Raw genomic sequence first — 17305 nt, 5'->3', positions numbered from 1 at the left:
GCATGCGTTTTCTGCCGCCTTCCGGCTTTGCCCTGTCCACCCCCTTCGGCCAGTTCGGCGATATCTGCCGCATGGTCAAGATAGAGCATTCCGTCTTCGCCTTGCCCTACGCCTGGGCCGGAGCCTTTCTGGCGGCCGGGGGGCTGCCCTCTGGCCGCGCCCTGATTTTTCTGACCATTGCCATGATAGCGGCGCGCTCCTTTGCCATGGCCTTCAACCGCCTGGCGGACCTGCCCTTTGACCGCGACAACCCCCGCACCTGCGACCGCCCCCTGGTCACCGGCGTCATCAGCGCCAAACAGACCTGGGCCTTCTGCGCCCTCATGGCCCTGATTTTCATTGCCTGCTGCGCGGCGCTGAACACGGTCTGTCTGTGGCTCTCCGTGCCCGCCCTGCTCTTTGCCGCGGCCTACAGCCTGCTCAAGCGCTTTACGCCTTTTTGTCACTTCTGGCTGGGGGCCACCCTGGGGCTGGCCCCCCTGGCGGGCTGGCTGTCCGTGAACCCCGACAGCCTGGGTCTGCCCGCGGCGCTGCTCTTTTTTGCCGTTACCTTCTGGGTGGCCGCCTTTGACATCTATTATGCTTTTCAGGATCTGGAGTTCGACCAGGCCTTTGAGCTCCACTCCGTGCCCGCTGACTACGGCCCGGACGCGGCCCTGCTGCTGGCGGCGTTTTCCCACTCCATGACGGCCATTTTTCTGCTGCTCACAGGCTACGCCGCCGGTCTCGCCTGGCCCTGGTACGTCCTTTGGGGCGGCATCGTCGTCCTGCTCTTTGTGGAGCACCGGCTCATGCGGCCCCAGGACCTGCGCTATGTAAACACGGCCTTTTTTACCCTCAACGGCGTCATTTCGCCTGTGGTGCTGGCGGGCGTACTGCTGGGGATTTATATGTAACATCCCGCTCCGGGAAGGAGACCTGATGGATCAGGCCCTGCGCACCTGCCCCCTGTTCCATGGCATGACACCGGAAGAAGCCCGCCGCTGCCTGGCCTGCAGCGGCGCCGCAGTCTCCTCCCACGCCAAAGGCAGCCTTATCTTCGCCGAAACAGACCCCCCGGCAAGGCTCTATGTGCTGCTGGATGGCGCGGTGAGCGTCTGCCGCGAATCCGCCCAGGGACGGCGGGCGGTCATGGCCCACATCGACCAGCCGGGCGACCTCTTCGGCGAGGTCTACGTCTTTCTGGACCAAGCGGCCTACGGCTGCAGCGTGCTGGCCGAAAGCCAGACCCGCGTGCTGGGCATCCCCGGCCGGTTTTTCTACGCCACCTGCGAAAAGGGCTGCACAGTGCACGCCCGCATGATCCGCAACATGCTCGGCATTTTCGCCCACAAGGCCCTTTTTCTCACCAGGCGGGTGGCTCTGCTTTCTTCCGGCAGCCTGCGCCGCAAACTGGCCGGCCTGCTGCTGGAGCACCTGCACCCCGACGGCAGCCTGGCCTTAGGCATGAACCGCGAACAGATGGCCGATTTCCTGGGCGTGACCCGCCCCTCCCTCTCGCGCGAACTGGCCGCCATGCGTGACGAGGGCCTGCTGGACCTGCACGGCAGGCGCGTGCGCGTGCCTGACACGGCCGCCCTGCGCCGTATTTGCGAGTATCCTAACGAAATGTAATGCTCTTTTGTCTGGGGGCGGGGGACTGTTACGGACAAAAGTTCCCCGTTCTCATCCCCCCCACCCTTCAAAAACCTTCCGGCACCCTGGGCGCGCGCAGAGCGTGCCCCGCAGGCAAAAGGCGGCCTCGCGCCGACTTTTCGCGACGCGGCACAGACTTTTTTCACGCCGGCATAACCTTTTTCACATTTTTTCCTGCCCCGTAACAAATGTTACGGAACCCTGGCCCCACCCCTGCTACAAAAGAATCGTCAGGCAAAAGCCTCGCACCCTGAAACGGCAAGGAGGGCCCCCATGCAACACTTCTTCAAAAATCTCGACTACGCCACCCCGCTGCCTCTGGCGGCGCAGGTAGATTGCCGCCCCGGCCAGATCGCCAGCAAGACCCTGGTGCAGAACCCGGCCGTGGGGCTGACCCTGTTCGCCTTTGACGCGGGCGAAGAAATCAGCAGCCACACCTCCACGGGCGATGCGCTTGTGCAGGTGCTGGAAGGCGCGCTGGAAGTGACCATAGCGGGCACGACGCAGCCCGTGCGCGCGGGCGAGGTCATCGTCATGCCCGCAGGCCAGCCCCACGCCGTGCGCGCCGTGGAGCGCAGCGCCATGCTGCTGACTGTTGTTTTCGCCCCCCAGGCCGGGGAATAGCCCAAACCTGAAACGACCGCCCGCCGCCCCCCGGCGGGCACGCAACCTCCGCAGCGCGGAGCGCAAGAGGACAATGCTATGAGCAACGCCATGTTCTGCTACCAGTGTCAGGAAACCGTTGGCAACAAGGGCTGCACCCAGATGGGCGTGTGCGGCAAAAAGCCCCGTACCGCCGCCCTGCAGGACGCCCTGATATACGCCACCAAAGGGCTGGGCGAGGTAACCACCAGGCTGCGCGCCCAGGGCGCCGCCGTGGACCACGACATTGACCGCCTGGTGACTGGCAACCTCTTTGCCACCATCACCAACGCCAACTTTGACGATGCTATTCTGGCCCGGCGCGTGCGCGAAACCTGTGCCGCCACCAAAAAGCTGCGGACGGGCCTGCCCGATGCCGCGGGCCTGACCGACGCCGCCCTGTGGGAAGCCGGCGATGACGAAGCCATTCTGGCCAGAGCCGCCACCGTGGGCGTGCTGGCCACCCCGGACGACGACGTACGCTCCCTGCGCTGGCTCATCACTTACGGCCTCAAGGGCATGGCCGCCTACGCCAAGCACGCGGACGTGCTGGGCCGCCACGACAAGGGCCTGGACGCCTTCATGCAGAAGACTCTGGCCCAAACCCTGGACAACAGCCTCAGCGTGCCCGAACTGGTCAATCTGACGCTGGAGACGGGCAAGGCCGGCGTTACGGCCATGGCCCTGCTGGACGCGGCCAATACCGGGGCTTACGGCCATCCGGAAATCACCACGGTGGACCTTGGCGTGGGCAACCGGCCCGGCATCCTCATCTCCGGCCACGACCTGCGCGACCTGGAAATGCTGCTGGAGCAGACCGAGGGCACGGGCGTGGACGTTTACACCCACGGCGAGATGCTGCCCGCCCACTACTATCCGGCCTTCAAGAAATACAGCCACTTCAAGGGCAACTACGGCAATGCCTGGTGGCGGCAGAAGGAAGAGTTTGAGAGCTTCAACGGCCCCGTGCTGCTGACCACCAACTGTCTGGTGCCGCCCAAGGAAAGCTATAAGGACCGCATCTACACCACGGACATCGTGGGCTTTCCCGGCTGCAAGCACATTTCCGGCGAAGTGGGCGAACGCAAGGACTTTTCCGCCCTCATCGCTCACGCCAAAACCTGCCCGCCGCCCACGGAAATCGAAACGGGCTCCATTGTGGGCGGTTTTGCCCACAATCAGGTGCTGGCCCTGGCGGACAAGGTGGTAGAAGCCGTCAAGTCCGGCGCCATCAAGAAGTTTGTGGTCATGGCGGGCTGCGACGGCCGGGCCAAGTCCCGTTCCTACTACACGGAGTTCGCCGAAGCCCTGCCCAAGGACACGGTGATCCTCACGGCGGGCTGCGCCAAATACCGCTACAACAAGCTCAACCTGGGCGACATCGGCGGCATCCCCCGCGTGCTGGACGCCGGGCAGTGCAACGACTCCTATTCCCTGGCCGTCATCGCTCTGAAACTCAAGGAAGTCTTCGGCCTGGACGACGTCAACGACCTGCCCATCGTCTACAACATCGCCTGGTACGAGCAGAAGGCCGTCATTGTGCTGCTGGCCCTGCTGGCCCTGGGCGTGAAAAACATCCACCTGGGCCCCACCCTGCCCGCCTTCCTCTCGCCCAACGTGGCCAAGGTGCTGGTGGAGCAGTTCAACATCGCGGGCATCACCACCCCGCAGGACGACCTCAAGGCCTTTTTCGGCTAGGGCTTTTCCACGGCGCCATTGCTTTGAACTGAAAACAACGCCGCTCAGGGCAGGGGCAGAATGCGCGCCCCTGTCCCGAGCGGCGTAAACCGTACTTCCACCTCCTGGCAGCCCGGGAAACACCGGTCCACTATGGTGGTGGCCAGATCCACATCGTCCTCGACCAGCAGTACCTGCGGCATCTGCGCCCCCTGGAACAAATCAACTTTGCGAATCTATATCCTCAAAATTTACGACACGCTTGTTCCGGCGCTTAACAACGCAAATAACTTGTACTTACGCAGCCGCCAGGGCCTTGCAACGTTGCAAGGCCCTACTGTTGTGCCGGGCGCAGGGGCGTGTAGCGTCCGCCCATGGCCTTGTACACGTCGTTTTCCTGCATCAGCCTGTTGTAGCGGGCTTCCAGCGCGGCCAGAGCCGAGCTGTTGGCCGTGGCCAGGGCCTCCAGATAGTCCTTGAGGGCCGCCCGGCCCACGGCATGCCGCGCCTGATAATAGGCCGCTATGTGCACGTCGCGCTGGTGCACAGTCTGCAGCTGGACCAGGGCTTCGCCGTCCAGACGGTAGGCGGCGTAGGCCGCGTCCACCTCGTTGAGGGCCGTGGTCAGACTCTGGATCAGCTGCAGCTTGGCACTTTCAAATTCACTCTGCGAAACTTTGAGGTTCCACCAAAGCGTGTTCCAGTCCAGAAAGGGCAGGCTCAGGCGCACCAGCCCGCTCAGCAGAGGGGTGTCAAGCACCGCGCCGGAACTGCCGGCCGTGGCCTCCAGGCTGCCTCCCACGCTGAACCTGGGGTACCAGGCGGCCCGGTCCGCCGCCACGGTCTTGAAAGTGGACTGCACACGGGATTCGGCCGCGCGAATGTCCGGCCGTGCGGCCAGGGCGGCAATGGGCACGTCCAGATTTACCGGCGCTCCCACAAGGGCCAGAATATCCAGGCCGTCGGGCAGCGGCGGGTCTTCGCCTGGGCGCAGGTTGCAGAGATCGCGCAGGGTCTGCAGGGCCTGGGCGCGCTGGACGCGCAGGGTCGTGAGGCTATGGCGCGCCGTCAGCAGCGCCTGGTCAGCCTCCAGCGGCTCCACTACTGCCGCCTTGCCTTGGGCGTAGCGTTGCCGGGCTATGTCCAGAATACGCGCATAGGCCGCAATATTGCCCTCCACCAGTCGCATGGCCTGATCCAGGTAGGCGATTTCCCACCAGCTTCCCACCACGCTGTTGATCAGGGCCAGACGCGCGGCGGCCAGGTCTTCCAGCGTGGCCCGGTATTCCCAGGAGGCGGCGTCGTGGGCGGCGGCCAGGCGTTGCCAAAGGTCCAGTTCGTAATTCAGAGAGCCCTGGACCGCCCAGCTTTCGTACATGTCCCGCTCCCCGCCCGCGTCATGCTCGCCCAGATTGCGGGTGGAGGTTGCACTCCCCTCTGCGGACAGGGCGGGGATAAGGTCACTCAGGCGCAGCCGCGCCGCGTAGCGGGCCTTTTGGGCCGTAAGGGCGCTCTTAGCCAGGTCCACATTGCGCTCCAGGGCCAGGTCCACGGCCTTGTCCAGCGCCTGGTTGCCATAGGCGCGCCACCAGGCCGTATCCAGGCCATAGCGGGCGGCCACATCCGTCTCCGCGGCCACGGCCCTGGTGAGGTCGGCGCTGTCGTACCGCGCGCCGGCACAGCCTCCCAGCACAAGGCCCACCAGGACAAAGGCCGCCAGCGCCCGGCGGCCGGAAGAAAAAATCCGCATATTCATTCCCTGGCCAGCGCTTCGATGGGGTTGAGCCGGGCGGCGTTACGAGCAGGCACAAAGCCGAACACCGTGCCGATGAGTGAAGAGCAGACCACGGAAAGAATAATGGAATCGGGCGCAATGCGTAGCGGAAAGGTCGTGGACAGCAGGTCCGCAAGGCCGCTCACGGCCACGGCCAGCAGAATGCCCGCCAGGCTGCCCGCCAGACAGAGGAACACGGCCTCCATCAAAAACTGCTCCATAATGTGCCCCCGCCGGGCTCCCACGGCCATGCGCAAGCCGATTTCGCGGGTACGCTCGGTGACGGAAACCAGCATGATGTTCATAACGCCTATGCCTCCCACCACCAGCGCGATGAGCGCTATGCCTGTGACCAGCAGGGTCATGGTGCCCGTGGCGCTCTCCACCGTCTTTTTGATGGTGTCGGTATTGAAGGTGAAAAAGTCCTTGCTGCCGTGCCGCGCCGTAAGCAGGCGGACGATGTTCTGCTCGGCCAGCAAGGGCGGCACGTCGTCCGCCACCTTGACTGTGATGGAAGAAATGCTGTGCGTGCCCGTTACCCGGTACATGACCGTGGTATACGGGGCCCAGAGGTTGAGGGTATCCGAAGGGCCGAAGCCCATATCCTTTTTTTTCACCACGCCCGCAACCCGCAGGGGGCGCTTGTTGAACAGCACCACCTGCCCTACGGCATCGCCGTGGGGAAAAAGTTTTTTGCGCGTATTGTCGTCAATAACCACGCAGGAGGCGTTGGCCCGTACGTCCGCCGCATCAAAGAACCGTCCCGCGGCCAGCTCCAGCCCCTTGACGTCAAAATAGCTCGCCCCCACGCCGTTGAGCTGGGCGGTAACGGAAACATTGCGCCAGGTCAGCACGCCGCTGGCGGCGGCATTGGGCGTACTGCTTGTCAGATAGGTCTGCCGGGCCAGCACGGCAGCGTCCGCCGCCGTGAGGGTGGTTACCTTGGCGGCGTGCCGGTCGCCAAAATCTTTGCCGGGGAAAWTATCGATGGTATTGGTGCCCATGGCGCTGATGTCGGCCACGATTTTTTCCTGCGAGCCCCGGCCCAGGGCCATGACGCAGACCACAGCCGCAATGCCGATGATGATGCCCAGCATGGTCAGGCAGGAACGCAGCTTGTGCGCCCAGATGGCCTGCACGGACATGCGCGCGGCCTCGCGCAGCCGCTCCAGCCGACCCCAGGACGGCGCAAGGCCGGTCTGCGGCGGCGGCGCGGCCGTGACCAGGGGCCCACGGCGTTCGTCCGCCACCAGGCGGCCGTCGCTGATGCGGATGACCCTGGCGGCGCGGGCCGCCACCGTGGGGTCGTGGGTGACCACAATGATCGTATGCCCCTTACGGTTAAGGGCCTCCAGAGTATCCATAACCTGCGCGCCGCTGGCGGAATCCAGCGCGCCTGTAGGCTCGTCCGCCAGGATGATTTCCCCGCCGTTCATCAGGGCGCGGGCAATGCTCACGCGCTGCTGCTGCCCGCCGGAAAGCTCCACAGGCAGGCTGCACAGCCGGTCCGCCAGCCCCAGAGCGCCGAGCAGGGCGGCGGCCCGCGCCAGACGGGCAGCCTTGCCCGTGCCGGCGTACACAGCGGGCAGGGCGACGTTTTGCACCGCCGTGCAGCTGCCAAGCAGGTTGTACCGCTGGAACACAAAGCCCAGATGCGCGCAGCGCAGGTCCGAGAGGGCATCGGCATCCAGAGCGGCGGTGTCCTGCCCGTTGATGCGGCAGACGCCCGCGCCGGGCGTATCCAGACAGCCCAGCAGGTTCATAAGCGTGGATTTGCCGGAACCGGAGGGCCCCATAATGGCCACAAACTCGCCGCGCTCAATGGTAAAGCTCACCCCGTGCAGCACCTGTACACGATTCTGCTCTGCCCCGTACCATTTGGACACGCCCTCCACTGCAATAAGCGGCATCAGTGCGGACCTCCGGGGCCGGGGCCGCGACGCTGTTCGCTGGCTTCCACCTGCGCCTGGGTAAGCTCGCCCACAATCACCTTTGCGCCGTTTTCCAGACCGGAGCGTATTTCCACCCGCACGCCGTCGGTCAGCCCTGTGGTCACAGGCCGCGTCTGAACTTTGCCGTCAGCGTCAAGCACACGGACGAACCGGCCGCCGGCAGCGTTTTCCACCGCCAACAGCGGCGCCAGCAGCACGCCCTTGTGGGTGGCCGCAGTAATGGAAGCCTGTGCCGTCATGCCGATGTGCAGGTGGGCGTCGTTGTTGTCCACGACCGCGCGGGCATAATAATACACGGCCGTATCCGAGGAAGAGGATGACGACGAGCCGCTGGAGCCCGAAACGCCGCTGGAGCTGGTTTCGTAGCTGCCGTCGGAAAGGGTAGTCAGGCCGGGATCTATGGAGTCGATGACGGCCGTGCGCCGCGTGTCCGGCTCGCCCAGAATGGTGTAAGACATTTCCATGCCCGGCGAAACCGAGGGAATGTCCCCTTCGGAAATCTCCAGCCAGATTTCCATCTTGTTGAGGTCGGCTATCTGCACGATGGTGGGCGTGGTCTGCGCGGCATTGACGGTCTGTCCTTCGTCCACGGGCACGGAAACTACCGTTCCGTCCAGGGGAGCGGTTATACGGGTGTAGCCCAAGTTTTCCGCATCCGTATCCACGGCCAGGGTCGTTTCGCGCACCTGGGCCTCCAGAGCGGCCACTTCGGCCTTGGCCAGGGCCAGGGCCGTTTCGGCGTTTTCCAGGTCTTCACGCGAGGCGGCGTCCCCGGCATGGAGGTTTTTTTCCCGCTTGTATTGCCGCTCGGCCACCCGCAGGCTGATCTTTTTGGATTCCAGCTGCGCCTGATACGATTGCAGACGGGCCCTGTCCGTTTCCAGCTGGTTTTTCTGCTTGGTAGAGTTGATTTCCGCCAGCAGGTCGCCTTTAAGCACCTGCTGGCCCACATTCACGTGCAGCCTGGTGATCTGCCCGGAAACTTGCGCGCCCACCGTGACCAGGTGCGCGGCCTTGACCTCGCCCGTAGCGCTGATGGTGTGGCTGATGTCTCCCCGGCGCACCGGTTCGGTCAGGTAAAAGGGCTCGCCGCTCCCCCGGCCCGTCCACCACCAAAGACCGGCAGCCAGAAGCAATGCCGTCAAAGCCAGAAACGCCGGCAAAGGTTTCCTGTATCTTTGCAGCAAGGTTTTCCAATCCGTCATAGTTTACCTCAACGACACTAGAAGACGTTCGCGGTTAACGCCGGGTTAAAAGCGGTCCGCCCCCGTGGTTATCTGACAAATAAGCGGAATCGACAAGTCCGCCCCTCCCACCGGCCAAAAAGGACGGAAATGCCCCTGTCTTGCCTTGCCCCGCATCTTGACCTATGCTTTTGGACCAATTCCACGCCGCCGTTCCGCACGCCCGGCCACGCCCGGCGCGTTGCCGACACGAAGCGTTGCGGCAAACCCCAACCCGGAGCGGATACGCGCCCATGACACCCACCACCGACCGTCCCACCCTGCTCATCACCGGCGGCGCGGGCTTTATCGGCTCCTGCCAGGTATTGCTGGCCCGCGCGCGCGGCTTTCGCGTGGTCAATCTGGACAAGCTGACCTACGCGGGCAATCTGGAAAATCTGGCCGCCCTGCGCCACGATCCGGAGCACATCTTTGTCCGCGGCGACATAGGCAATGCCGAGCTGGTGGACTACCTGCTGCGCGTCTACGCCCCCGACGCCGTGCTCAACTTTGCGGCGGAAAGTCATGTGGACCGCTCCATCGTGGACCCGGAAGCCTTTGCACGCACCAATGTGCTGGGCACGGCCACTCTGCTGCGGGTGGTCAAGGACTGGTGGCGCGGGCTGGACGCATCCCGGCAGCAGGCCTTCCGCTTTCTGCACGTTTCCACGGACGAAGTCTTCGGCGCGCTGCGACCGGACGACCCGCCCTTTACGGAATCCACGCCCTACAGCCCCAACAGCCCCTATTCCGCCTCCAAGGCCGCCAGCGACCACCTGGTACGGGCCTTTCACGAAACCTACGGCCTGCCCGTCCTGCTGACCAACTGCTCCAACAACTACGGGCCGCGCCAGTTTCCGGAAAAGCTCATCCCGCTCATGGTCCTCAACGGCCTGGCTGGCCGCCCCCTGCCCGTGTACGGCCAAGGAAGCAATGTCCGCGACTGGCTGCATGTGGAAGACCACTGCGCGGCCGTCTTCCGCGTGCTGGAGGCCGCCCGGCCCGGCGCAAGCTACAATATCGGCGGCCGGGCCGAGCGCAGCAACATGGAGGTGGTGCGGGCCGTCTGCGCTCTGCTGGACGAGCTGGCCCCGACGGCAACGCCCCACGCGGAGCTCATCCGCTTTGTGACCGACCGGCCGGGCCACGACTTCCGCTATGCCATGAACTGCGCCAAACTGGAGCGCGACCTGGGCTGGAAGCCGCAGCACGATTTCACTTCCGGCCTGCGGGCCACTGTGCGCTGGTATCTGGACAATGCGGACTGGGTAAAGCATGTGCAGAGCGGAGCCTACCGCCAGTGGCTGGCCGTCAACTATGCCAACCGCGACGCCGCCCCTGAAAGCACCGGAGCGGCAAGCCCCGGAGCAGAAGGGGCCGTCCCGGCGCGCGCGACCCAGGGAGGCGCGTCATGACCGACTGGAAGGGCATCATCCTGGCCGGCGGGTCCGGGTCGCGGCTCTATCCGCTGACCCTGAGCGTGAGCAAACAGCTCATGCCCATCTACGACAAGCCCATGATCTACTACCCGCTGGCCACGCTCATGATGGCGGGCATCCGGGATATCTGCCTCATTTCCACGCCGGAGCATCTGCCCCTCTACCGGGCCCTGCTGCACGATGGAAGCCAGTGGGGCTGCCGCCTCAACTATGTGGAGCAGCCCCGGCCCGAAGGCCTGGCCCAGGCCTTTCTGCTGACGGAAGAACACATCGCCGGGCAGAACACCTGCCTCATCCTGGGCGACAACGTCTTTTTCGGCCACGGCCTGCCGGACCTGACCCACGAGGCCATGACGCGACAGCGCGGGGCCACGGTCTTCGCCTACCATGTGCGCGACCCGCAGCGCTACGGCGTGGTGGAATTTGACGCCGCGCGCCGCGTGCTGAGCATTGAGGAAAAACCCCAGTCGCCCAAATCCAACTTTGCGGTCACAGGCCTCTATTTTTACGACCGGGACGTGCTGGACATCGCCCGGCAGGTACGCCCCTCGGCCCGGGGCGAGCTGGAAATCACGGACGTGAACAACGCCTATCTTGAGCGCGGCGATCTGCATGTAGAGCTCATGGGCCGGGGCATCGCCTGGCTGGACACGGGCACCCACGATTCGCTCATGGACGCCGGGGCTTTTGTGCAGGCTGTGGAAAGCCGTCAGGGGCTCAAAGTGGCTTGCCTGGAAGAAATCGCCTGGCGGCAGGGCTACATCACGGCCGATCAGGTGCGGGATCTGGCCCGCCCCATGCTTAAAACAGGATACGGCCAGTACCTTCTGGAACTGGTGGATACGGGAGGACAACCGTGGAAGTAGTGTCCACGCCTATCGCGGGCGTGCTGCTGATCAAGCCCAAAATCTGGGGCGACGCGCGGGGCTATTTTGTGGAAACCTGGCAGCAGGAGCGCTACACGGCGGCGGGCATAAACCTGCCCTTTGTGCAGGACAACCACTCCATGTCCACTTACGGCATTCTGCGTGGCCTGCACTTTCAGAAAACCCGGCCGCAGGGCAAGCTGGTCTATGTTTCTCTGGGCAAGGTCTTTGATGTGGCCGTGGACATCCGCCCCGCTTCGCCCACCTTCGGCCAGTGGTACGGCGTGGAGCTGACCCAGGAAAACCAGTGGCAACTCTGGATTGCGCCGGGCCTGGCCCACGGCTTTGCGGTCACCAGTGAAACGGCCCACTTCCACTACAAGTGCACGGACTACTACTGCCCGGAAGATGAAGGGGCCATCCGCTGGAACGACCCCACCTTCAACGTGCGCTGGCCCGTGGCAAAACCCCGGTTGTCAGAAAAGGACGCGGCGGCCCCCTTCTGGAAAGCGCCTGTCCTTTAGAGCATTTAACACTTGAAATGCTCGCTTACGGCAGGCAAAAGCCTGCCTTCTCGCATTTCGTGGCAAGGATTTTCAAGAAAATCCTTGCAGAGCAGTTAGCTCATTTCATTCGCTAACTGCTCTAGCGCAGCGTGCCTTTGAAAATATGCAGTATTCTCAAATGGCACGGCACGCTCGTTCCGGCGCTTAACCGCGCAACTACATGGCGCTTGCGCCTCCACGGCGGGCGTCTGCTCACGCCACCGCCAGGGCATTGCAACGTTGGCATGCCCCGACCGCGCACAAGCCTTTTCACCGCCAGCCGTTATGAAAGGAAAGCCCATGAGCGTCGATCTTACCTGCTTCAAAGCCTATGACATCCGCGGCCGGGTGCCGGAGGCCCTCAACGCCCCCCTGGCCCGCGCTCTGGGCCGCGCAGTGGCGGAAATTCTCAACGCGCGCATGGTGGTGCTGGGCCGCGACGCCCGGATCTCCGGCCCCTTACTGCGCGACGCTTTGGCCGCAGGCCTGCGCGAAGCTGGGGCCGGGGTGGCGGACCTGGGGCTCTGCGGCACGGAGGAAATCTACTATGCCGCCGCCCATCAGCCCTACGACGCGGGCATCATGATCACCGGCAGCCACAACCCGGCGGACGAAAACGGCTTTAAAATCGTGCGCGCCGGGGCCGTGCCGGTAAGCGGAGATTCCGGCCTGCTGGCCCTGCGCGACCGGGTAGCCCGGCTGCTGGCGGCAGCGCAGAACGCCCACAGGCCCGCCGCCACGCAGACGGCGCCCCTGGCTCCGGCCCAGACTACGGCCCTGGATGCGCCCCTGGACGCCGTTTCTTACCGGCCCGCCTATGTGCGCTGGCTGCTGGACTACAGCGGCGCGACGCAACCGGCGGCGCGCCCCGGCCGACCGCTCAAAATCGTGGCCGACGCGGGCAACGGCTGCGCCGGGCTGGTCCTGCGGGAGCTGGCCGCCGCCCTGCCCTGCGACTTTGTCTGCCGTCAGATGGAGCCGGACGGAACCTTTCCCCACGGCGTGCCCAACCCCCTGCTGCCGGAACGCCGCGCCGCCACCGCCGCCGCCGTGCACGAGGCCGGGGCCGACCTGGGCCTGGCCTGGGACGGCGACTTTGACCGCTGCTTCTTTTATGACGGCGAGGGCAACTTTATCGAGGGGTATTACTGCGTGGGCCTGCTGGCCGGAGAACTGCTGCGGCGCTTTCCCGGCGGCAAGGTGGTGCACGACACGCGGGTGTACTGGAACACCCGCGAGGTGGTCCTGGCCGCCGGGGGCACGCCCGTCATGGGCAAGACGGGCCACGCCTTCATGAAGGAACGCCTGCGGGCCGAAGACGCGGTCTACGGCGGGGAGATGAGCGCCCACCACTATTTTCGGGACTTTGCCTACTGCGATTCGGGCATGTTGCCCTGGCTGCTGGTGCTGGGGCTGGTGCAGCGCACGGGCCGCCCCCTGGCCGAACTGGTGGCCGAGCGCATGGCCCTCTACCCCTGCAGCGGCGAAATCAACCGCCGGGTGGCGGACGCCCCGGCCCTCATGCGGCGCGTGCGGGAGCGCTATGCGGCGCAGGCCGTCCACGAGGACCACACCGATGGCGTGAACCTGGAATTTCCCCAGTGGCGCTTCAACCTGCGCAGGTCCAATACTGAACCCCTGCTGCGCCTTAATGTGGAAACGCGCGGCGACCGCGCCCTGCTGGAAGACAAAACCGCTGAGCTGCTGCGGCTTATGGACGCAGAGGACGAGACGACGAAATAGAGGCCGCCCCCTTCCGGCAGCGGCCCCTCCATAGCTGAAAATCCAATCGGGATCTTACTCCACCGCAATGGGCGTCTGGGCCAGGGTGGCCACCATGACGGCCTTAATGGTGTGCAGACGGTTTTCCGCCTCTTCAAAGGCCAGGTTGCGCGGGGATTCAAAAACCTCGTCGCTCACTTCCATGCACTCCAGGCCAAAGCGCTGATAGATCTGCTCGCCCACAGCGGTTTCGCGGTTGTGGAAGCTGGGCAGGCAGTGCAGGAATTTGCAGTCGCGGTTGCCGGTCTTGTTCATGACCGAGGCGTCCACGCGGTAAGGTTTGAGCAGGCGGATACGTTCCTCCCACACCGCGTCGGGTTCGCCCATGGAAACCCAGACGTCCGTGGAAAGGAAATCGCAGCCGCGCACGCCTTCATCCACATTTTCCGTGCGGGTAATGCGCGCCCCGGTTTTCTGGGCAATCTTCTGCGCCGTAAGGAAGACCTCGTCAGAGGTCCACAGCGCCTGCGGGGCCACAGAACGGAAGTCCAGTCCCAGCAGGGCCGCGCCCACCATGAGAGAATTGCCCATATTGTAGCGCGCGTCGCCCAGATAGGCCAAGGTCTGCTCGCAAAGCGGCTTGGGGCAGCTTTCGCGCATGGTCAGCATGTCGGCCAGAAACTGGGTGGGGTGCCACTCATTGGTCAGGCCGTTCCACACGGGCACGTCAGCGTGCTGGGCCAGGGCCTCTACACGCTCCTGCCCGTAGCCCCGGTATTCGATGCCGTCGTAAAAACGGGCCAGTACGCGGGCCGTATCCGCCAGGGATTCCTTCTTGCCCATCTGCGAGCCGGAGGGCCCCAGATAGGTTACGCGCGCGCCCTGGTCAAAGGCCGCCACCTCAAAGGAACAACGGGTGCGGGTGGAATCCTTTTCAAACAGGATGACGATATTCCGGCCCTGCAGATACTGCGGCTCGGTGCGGTTTTTTTTGGCCCGCTTGAGCAAGGCCGCCAGGTCCAGCAGATAGGTGAGGTCTTCGGGCGTGAAGTCCAGTTCCTTTAAAAAATCGCGCTGGTGCAGTCTGTTCATGGCTTCCGCCTCCTCTCTGTCCCGCCCGCGGGCGGCGTCACGCCATCCTGACCGCCGGGGCCGCACGGGCCCCGCCGCTTGGGGATGGTCAGAATATTTCTGTGCGCCCTTTGCGGGCCGCCTACAGCTCCAGAATCATGGCTGTTTCGTCACAGCAGTAGAACTTCGGGCACTTGCTGCACTCCACCCAGACCACGGGCGGCAGCTTGTCGCGCTGGTACTCGCTGAAACCGCAGCGGGCAAAAAATGTCGCCGCCAGGGTAAAGGCAAACACGCGCGGCAGGCCCAGGGCGCGGCAGTGTTCCACCAGGGCAGCCACCATCCGGCGGCCCAGGCCGTGGTCCTGACAGGCGGCGTGCACCGCCAGCGAACGGATCTCGGCCAGATCTTCCCACAGCACATGCAGCGCGCCGCAGGCCACCACCACCGGCGTCTTGCCGTCGGCGGCGGGCGTCACCGCCACCATGTAGTCCTGAATGTGCTGGTAGAGGTACTGCGGCCCGCGCGCCAGCATGACGTTGGCGGCGGCGTACTGGTTGATCAGGGCCGACATGCCGTGCACGTCGCGCACCGTGGCCGGGCGGATGACCAGACCCTCCAGATCTTCCACCCGCACGGGGGGAAGCAGCGGACACTCTTCGGCGCCGAAGCGCGGGACGGCGACGGGCATAACTCTTGTACCTGTGCTGACAAAAAATCCGCCTTGTCGCCGGGGGCCACAAGGCCGCACCGGCGAGACAAAGCAAAAAAAATCTTTTAGCGCTGAACGCGGGCAAATGCAATAATCCCCGCCGCCACGGGCCGGCATTGCCCGCCGCCGGTTTTACAGATATGCTGGAGCCCACGGCGGCCGCCGGACGGCCTCTGTTCTTGCCAAGGAGACCTCATGCGCACCCCCCTCCACCAGCTCCTTGCGGGCCTTGTCTGTGCGGCGCTTTGCCTCTGCGCGCCCCTGGCCGCGCCCGCGCAGGCCCCTACCCCGGAATCCGAACCGACCCGGCTGCTCAAAATTGTGGCCCTCACCCGCCACGGCGTGCGCGCACCCACCCAAAAGGCCAAAACCCTGGCCCTCTGGAGCACCCGCGCCTGGCCGCAGTGGCCCGTGCCGCAGGGCTGGCTTACGCCGCGCGGGGGGCAGCTCGTCACGGCCATGTGGGAGGATCTGCGCGGCGAGCTGCTGCGTCTGGGCATCCTGCCCGAAGGCGTCTGCCCGCCGCCGGGACGCATTTTTGTGCGCGCCGATGTGGATCAGCGCACCCGCGCCACGGCCAGAGCCCTGCTGGAAGGCCTGGCCCCCGGCTGCAACCGGGGCTACGCCGTGGCCGATACCGACCCCGACCCCCTCTTCCATCCCGTCAAGTCCGGCCTCTACGCCTTTGACCCGGCCCAGGTGGCCGGCGAAGTGCTGCGCATGGCCGACGGCGACCTGAACCAGCTGCGCCAGGAGCAGAACGAGGCCCTTATCCAGCTGGAGGCCCTGAGCGCGCCGGTTTCGGCCGAATTCTGCGCGCGCTTCAACCTGTCGCCGAACTGTGGCCTGGCGGACATCCCCAATTTCGTAAGCGTGGCCGCCGGCGGCAATGGGGTCAAACTGGCGGGGGGGCTGCACGCAGCAGCCAGCCTGGCCGAAATTTTTTTGCTGGAATACGCCCAGTGGCCCGAAAGCAACGCCGGCTGGGGCCAGGTGGACGCCCAGACCCTGCGCCAACTGCTGCCCCTGCGTGTGCGGGTCTTTGACGTAATCAACCGTGCGCCGCACGTGGCCAAAGCCAACGGGGCCAGCCTGCTCAACGCCATGACAGCCGCACTTCTGGGCAAACACCCGGACCAGCGCTGCAATGCGGCGGCTTTGACCGTTTTTGTGGGGCACGACACCAACATCACCCAGGTGGCTTCTCTCCTGGGCCTCACCTGGCAGGCCCCCGGTTACCCGGACGACATGGTGCCGCCTGGCGGCGTGCTGCTGCTGGAGCTTTGGGAACGCAACGGCCAACGCGAGGTGCGGCCGCGCTTCTTTGCCCAGTCCCTGGAGGCCCTGCACGCTCCCTTTGCCGCGCCCCTGCCGCCCGAAGCCCTGACCCCCGGCGCGACGCCGCCTGCAGACCCCGACCGCGCCCACAAAGCCGGCGAGGCCGTGGTCAGCGCGCCCCCGGTGGTGGGGGCGGCCCGCTTCAGCCTGGAGGACTTCCAGACCCGTGTGCGCACAGCCCTGAAGGGCGCCCCCCTGGCCCCGGATACCGCGCCGCCCCTGCACTGGGATGAAACCCCGCCTTTGCCTGTCCCCCAGCCGTTGGACGAAGCCGCTGTGACGCCGTAACGCATTGCAACGTTGCAATGCTTTGGCGGTTGCGTAAGCAGCCGCCCGCCGTGGAGGCGCAAGCGCAATTTATTTGCGCGGTTAAGCGCCGGAACGAGCGTGTTTTCACCTTTGAGAATACATATTCTCAAAGGTAATCTGCTCTAGAGCAGTTCGCGAATGAAATGAGCTAACTGCTCTGCAAGGATTTTCTTGAAAATCCTTGCCACGAAATGCGAGAAGGCAGGCTTTTGCCTGCCGTAAGCGAGCATTTCAAGTGTTAACTACTCTAGGTGTAGAGTGTCAATACGTTGTTCACCCTCGCTCCAATTTTGAAGCCGGAGGTTTCCTGCCAAGAGCCGTGTGAGGACGCGAATAATTGTAGTGATGCGTCCATATGGGCAAGTTGGCTGCCCTTTTCCATGAGTGGGTGTACGTTTCG

15 protein-coding genes and 1 pseudogene are annotated in these 17305 nt (G+C 64.7%); 9 read left to right on the top strand and 7 right to left on the bottom strand.

From position 1 onward, the window contains the following. Positions 1 to 2 precede the first annotated feature (2 nt). The 4 genes from EB812_RS09895 to hcp all read left to right on the top strand — a co-directional run bounded on the left by EB812_RS09895 (position 3) and on the right by hcp (position 3975). Positions 3 to 896 (top strand): UbiA-like polyprenyltransferase, encoded by an 894-nt coding sequence (locus EB812_RS09895; protein WP_118229484.1) that lies wholly within the window; start codon positions 3 to 5, stop codon positions 894 to 896. A gap of 25 nt (positions 897 to 921) precedes the next feature. Next, positions 922 to 1614, top strand: a complete 693-nt coding sequence (locus EB812_RS09890) for a Crp/Fnr family transcriptional regulator (RefSeq protein ID WP_118229483.1) — start codon at positions 922 to 924, stop codon at positions 1612 to 1614. Between the two features lie 294 nt (positions 1615 to 1908). After that, on the top strand, positions 1909 to 2259 hold the full coding sequence (locus EB812_RS09885; RefSeq protein WP_118229481.1) for a cupin domain-containing protein: 351 nt from the start codon (positions 1909 to 1911) through the stop codon (positions 2257 to 2259). Between the two features lie 90 nt (positions 2260 to 2349). Continuing rightward, entirely contained in the window at positions 2350 to 3975 is a 1626-nt protein-coding gene (gene hcp, locus EB812_RS09880) for a hydroxylamine reductase (protein WP_207287368.1), read from the top strand. Positions 3976 to 4019: 44 nt separating this feature from the next. On the opposite strand, the gene EB812_RS11695 is transcribed toward hcp, so the two are convergent. The 4 genes from EB812_RS11695 to EB812_RS09865 form a co-directional block, all read right to left on the bottom strand. Further along, the gene (locus EB812_RS11695) at positions 4020 to 4157 is read right to left on the bottom strand and encodes a hypothetical protein (protein WP_165450935.1); all 138 of its coding nucleotides are present in this window, start codon (positions 4155 to 4157) and stop codon (positions 4020 to 4022) included. 131 nt (positions 4158 to 4288) lie between these two features. Continuing rightward, positions 4289 to 5704: a TolC family protein gene (locus tag EB812_RS09875; protein ID WP_165450934.1), complete on the bottom strand. Its 1416-nt coding sequence runs from the start codon at positions 5702 to 5704 to the stop codon at positions 4289 to 4291. 2 nt (positions 5705 to 5706) lie between these two features. Continuing rightward, positions 5707 to 7638 carry a MacB family efflux pump subunit gene (locus EB812_RS09870; RefSeq protein WP_130958229.1) on the bottom strand — a complete coding sequence of 644 codons (1932 nt, stop codon included), beginning with the start codon at positions 7636 to 7638 and terminating at the stop codon, positions 5707 to 5709. Continuing rightward, the gene (locus EB812_RS09865; RefSeq protein WP_242621266.1) at positions 7638 to 8843 is read right to left on the bottom strand and encodes an efflux RND transporter periplasmic adaptor subunit; all 1206 of its coding nucleotides are present in this window, start codon (positions 8841 to 8843) and stop codon (positions 7638 to 7640) included. The genes EB812_RS09870 and EB812_RS09865 overlap by 1 nt, the downstream gene beginning before the upstream one ends. A gap of 314 nt (positions 8844 to 9157) precedes the next feature. Here EB812_RS09865 and rfbB point away from each other — a divergent pair, with 314 nt between their 5' ends. The 4 genes from rfbB (at position 9158) to EB812_RS09845 (ending at position 13496) form a co-directional block, all read left to right on the top strand. Beyond that, the gene (gene rfbB / locus EB812_RS09860; RefSeq protein ID WP_130958228.1) at positions 9158 to 10318 is read left to right on the top strand and encodes a dTDP-glucose 4,6-dehydratase; all 1161 of its coding nucleotides are present in this window, start codon (positions 9158 to 9160) and stop codon (positions 10316 to 10318) included. Beyond that, the gene (gene rfbA, locus EB812_RS09855; protein ID WP_118229475.1) at positions 10315 to 11208 is read left to right on the top strand and encodes a glucose-1-phosphate thymidylyltransferase RfbA; all 894 of its coding nucleotides are present in this window, start codon (positions 10315 to 10317) and stop codon (positions 11206 to 11208) included. Before rfbB ends, rfbA begins: the two co-directional genes overlap by 4 nt. Next, positions 11199 to 11732: a dTDP-4-dehydrorhamnose 3,5-epimerase gene (gene rfbC / locus EB812_RS09850; protein WP_130958227.1), complete on the top strand. Its 534-nt coding sequence runs from the start codon at positions 11199 to 11201 to the stop codon at positions 11730 to 11732. Before rfbA ends, rfbC begins: the two co-directional genes overlap by 10 nt. Positions 11733 to 12053: 321 nt before the next feature. After that, on the top strand, positions 12054 to 13496 hold the full coding sequence (locus tag EB812_RS09845) for a phosphohexomutase domain-containing protein (protein ID WP_130958226.1): 1443 nt from the start codon (positions 12054 to 12056) through the stop codon (positions 13494 to 13496). A gap of 54 nt (positions 13497 to 13550) precedes the next feature. Here EB812_RS09845 and argF read toward each other — a convergent pair whose 3' ends face one another. Together argF and EB812_RS09835 are read right to left on the bottom strand one after the other, a co-directional pair. Next, positions 13551 to 14567, bottom strand: coding sequence for an ornithine carbamoyltransferase (argF, locus tag EB812_RS09840; RefSeq protein WP_118229472.1), 1017 nt, complete (start codon positions 14565 to 14567; stop codon positions 13551 to 13553). 121 nt (positions 14568 to 14688) lie between these two features. After that, positions 14689 to 15237 (bottom strand): N-acetyltransferase, encoded by a 549-nt coding sequence (locus tag EB812_RS09835; RefSeq protein ID WP_118229471.1) that lies wholly within the window; start codon positions 15235 to 15237, stop codon positions 14689 to 14691. Between the two features lie 216 nt (positions 15238 to 15453). On the opposite strand from EB812_RS09835, the gene EB812_RS09830 reads away from it, so the two are divergent. Next, positions 15454 to 16884, top strand: a complete 1431-nt coding sequence (locus EB812_RS09830; protein ID WP_130958225.1) for a histidine-type phosphatase — start codon at positions 15454 to 15456, stop codon at positions 16882 to 16884. A gap of 268 nt (positions 16885 to 17152) precedes the next feature. Here the strand turns inward: EB812_RS09830 and EB812_RS09825 are convergent. Next, a pseudogene (locus EB812_RS09825) lies at positions 17153 to 17305 on the bottom strand (integrase core domain-containing protein); the annotation flags it as partial.

The organism is Desulfovibrio legallii, from assembly GCF_004309735.1.
GTDB classification, from domain to species: domain Bacteria; phylum Desulfobacterota; class Desulfovibrionia; order Desulfovibrionales; family Desulfovibrionaceae; genus Desulfovibrio; species Desulfovibrio legallii.
This window is presented reverse-complemented; position numbering and strand designations above follow the sequence as displayed.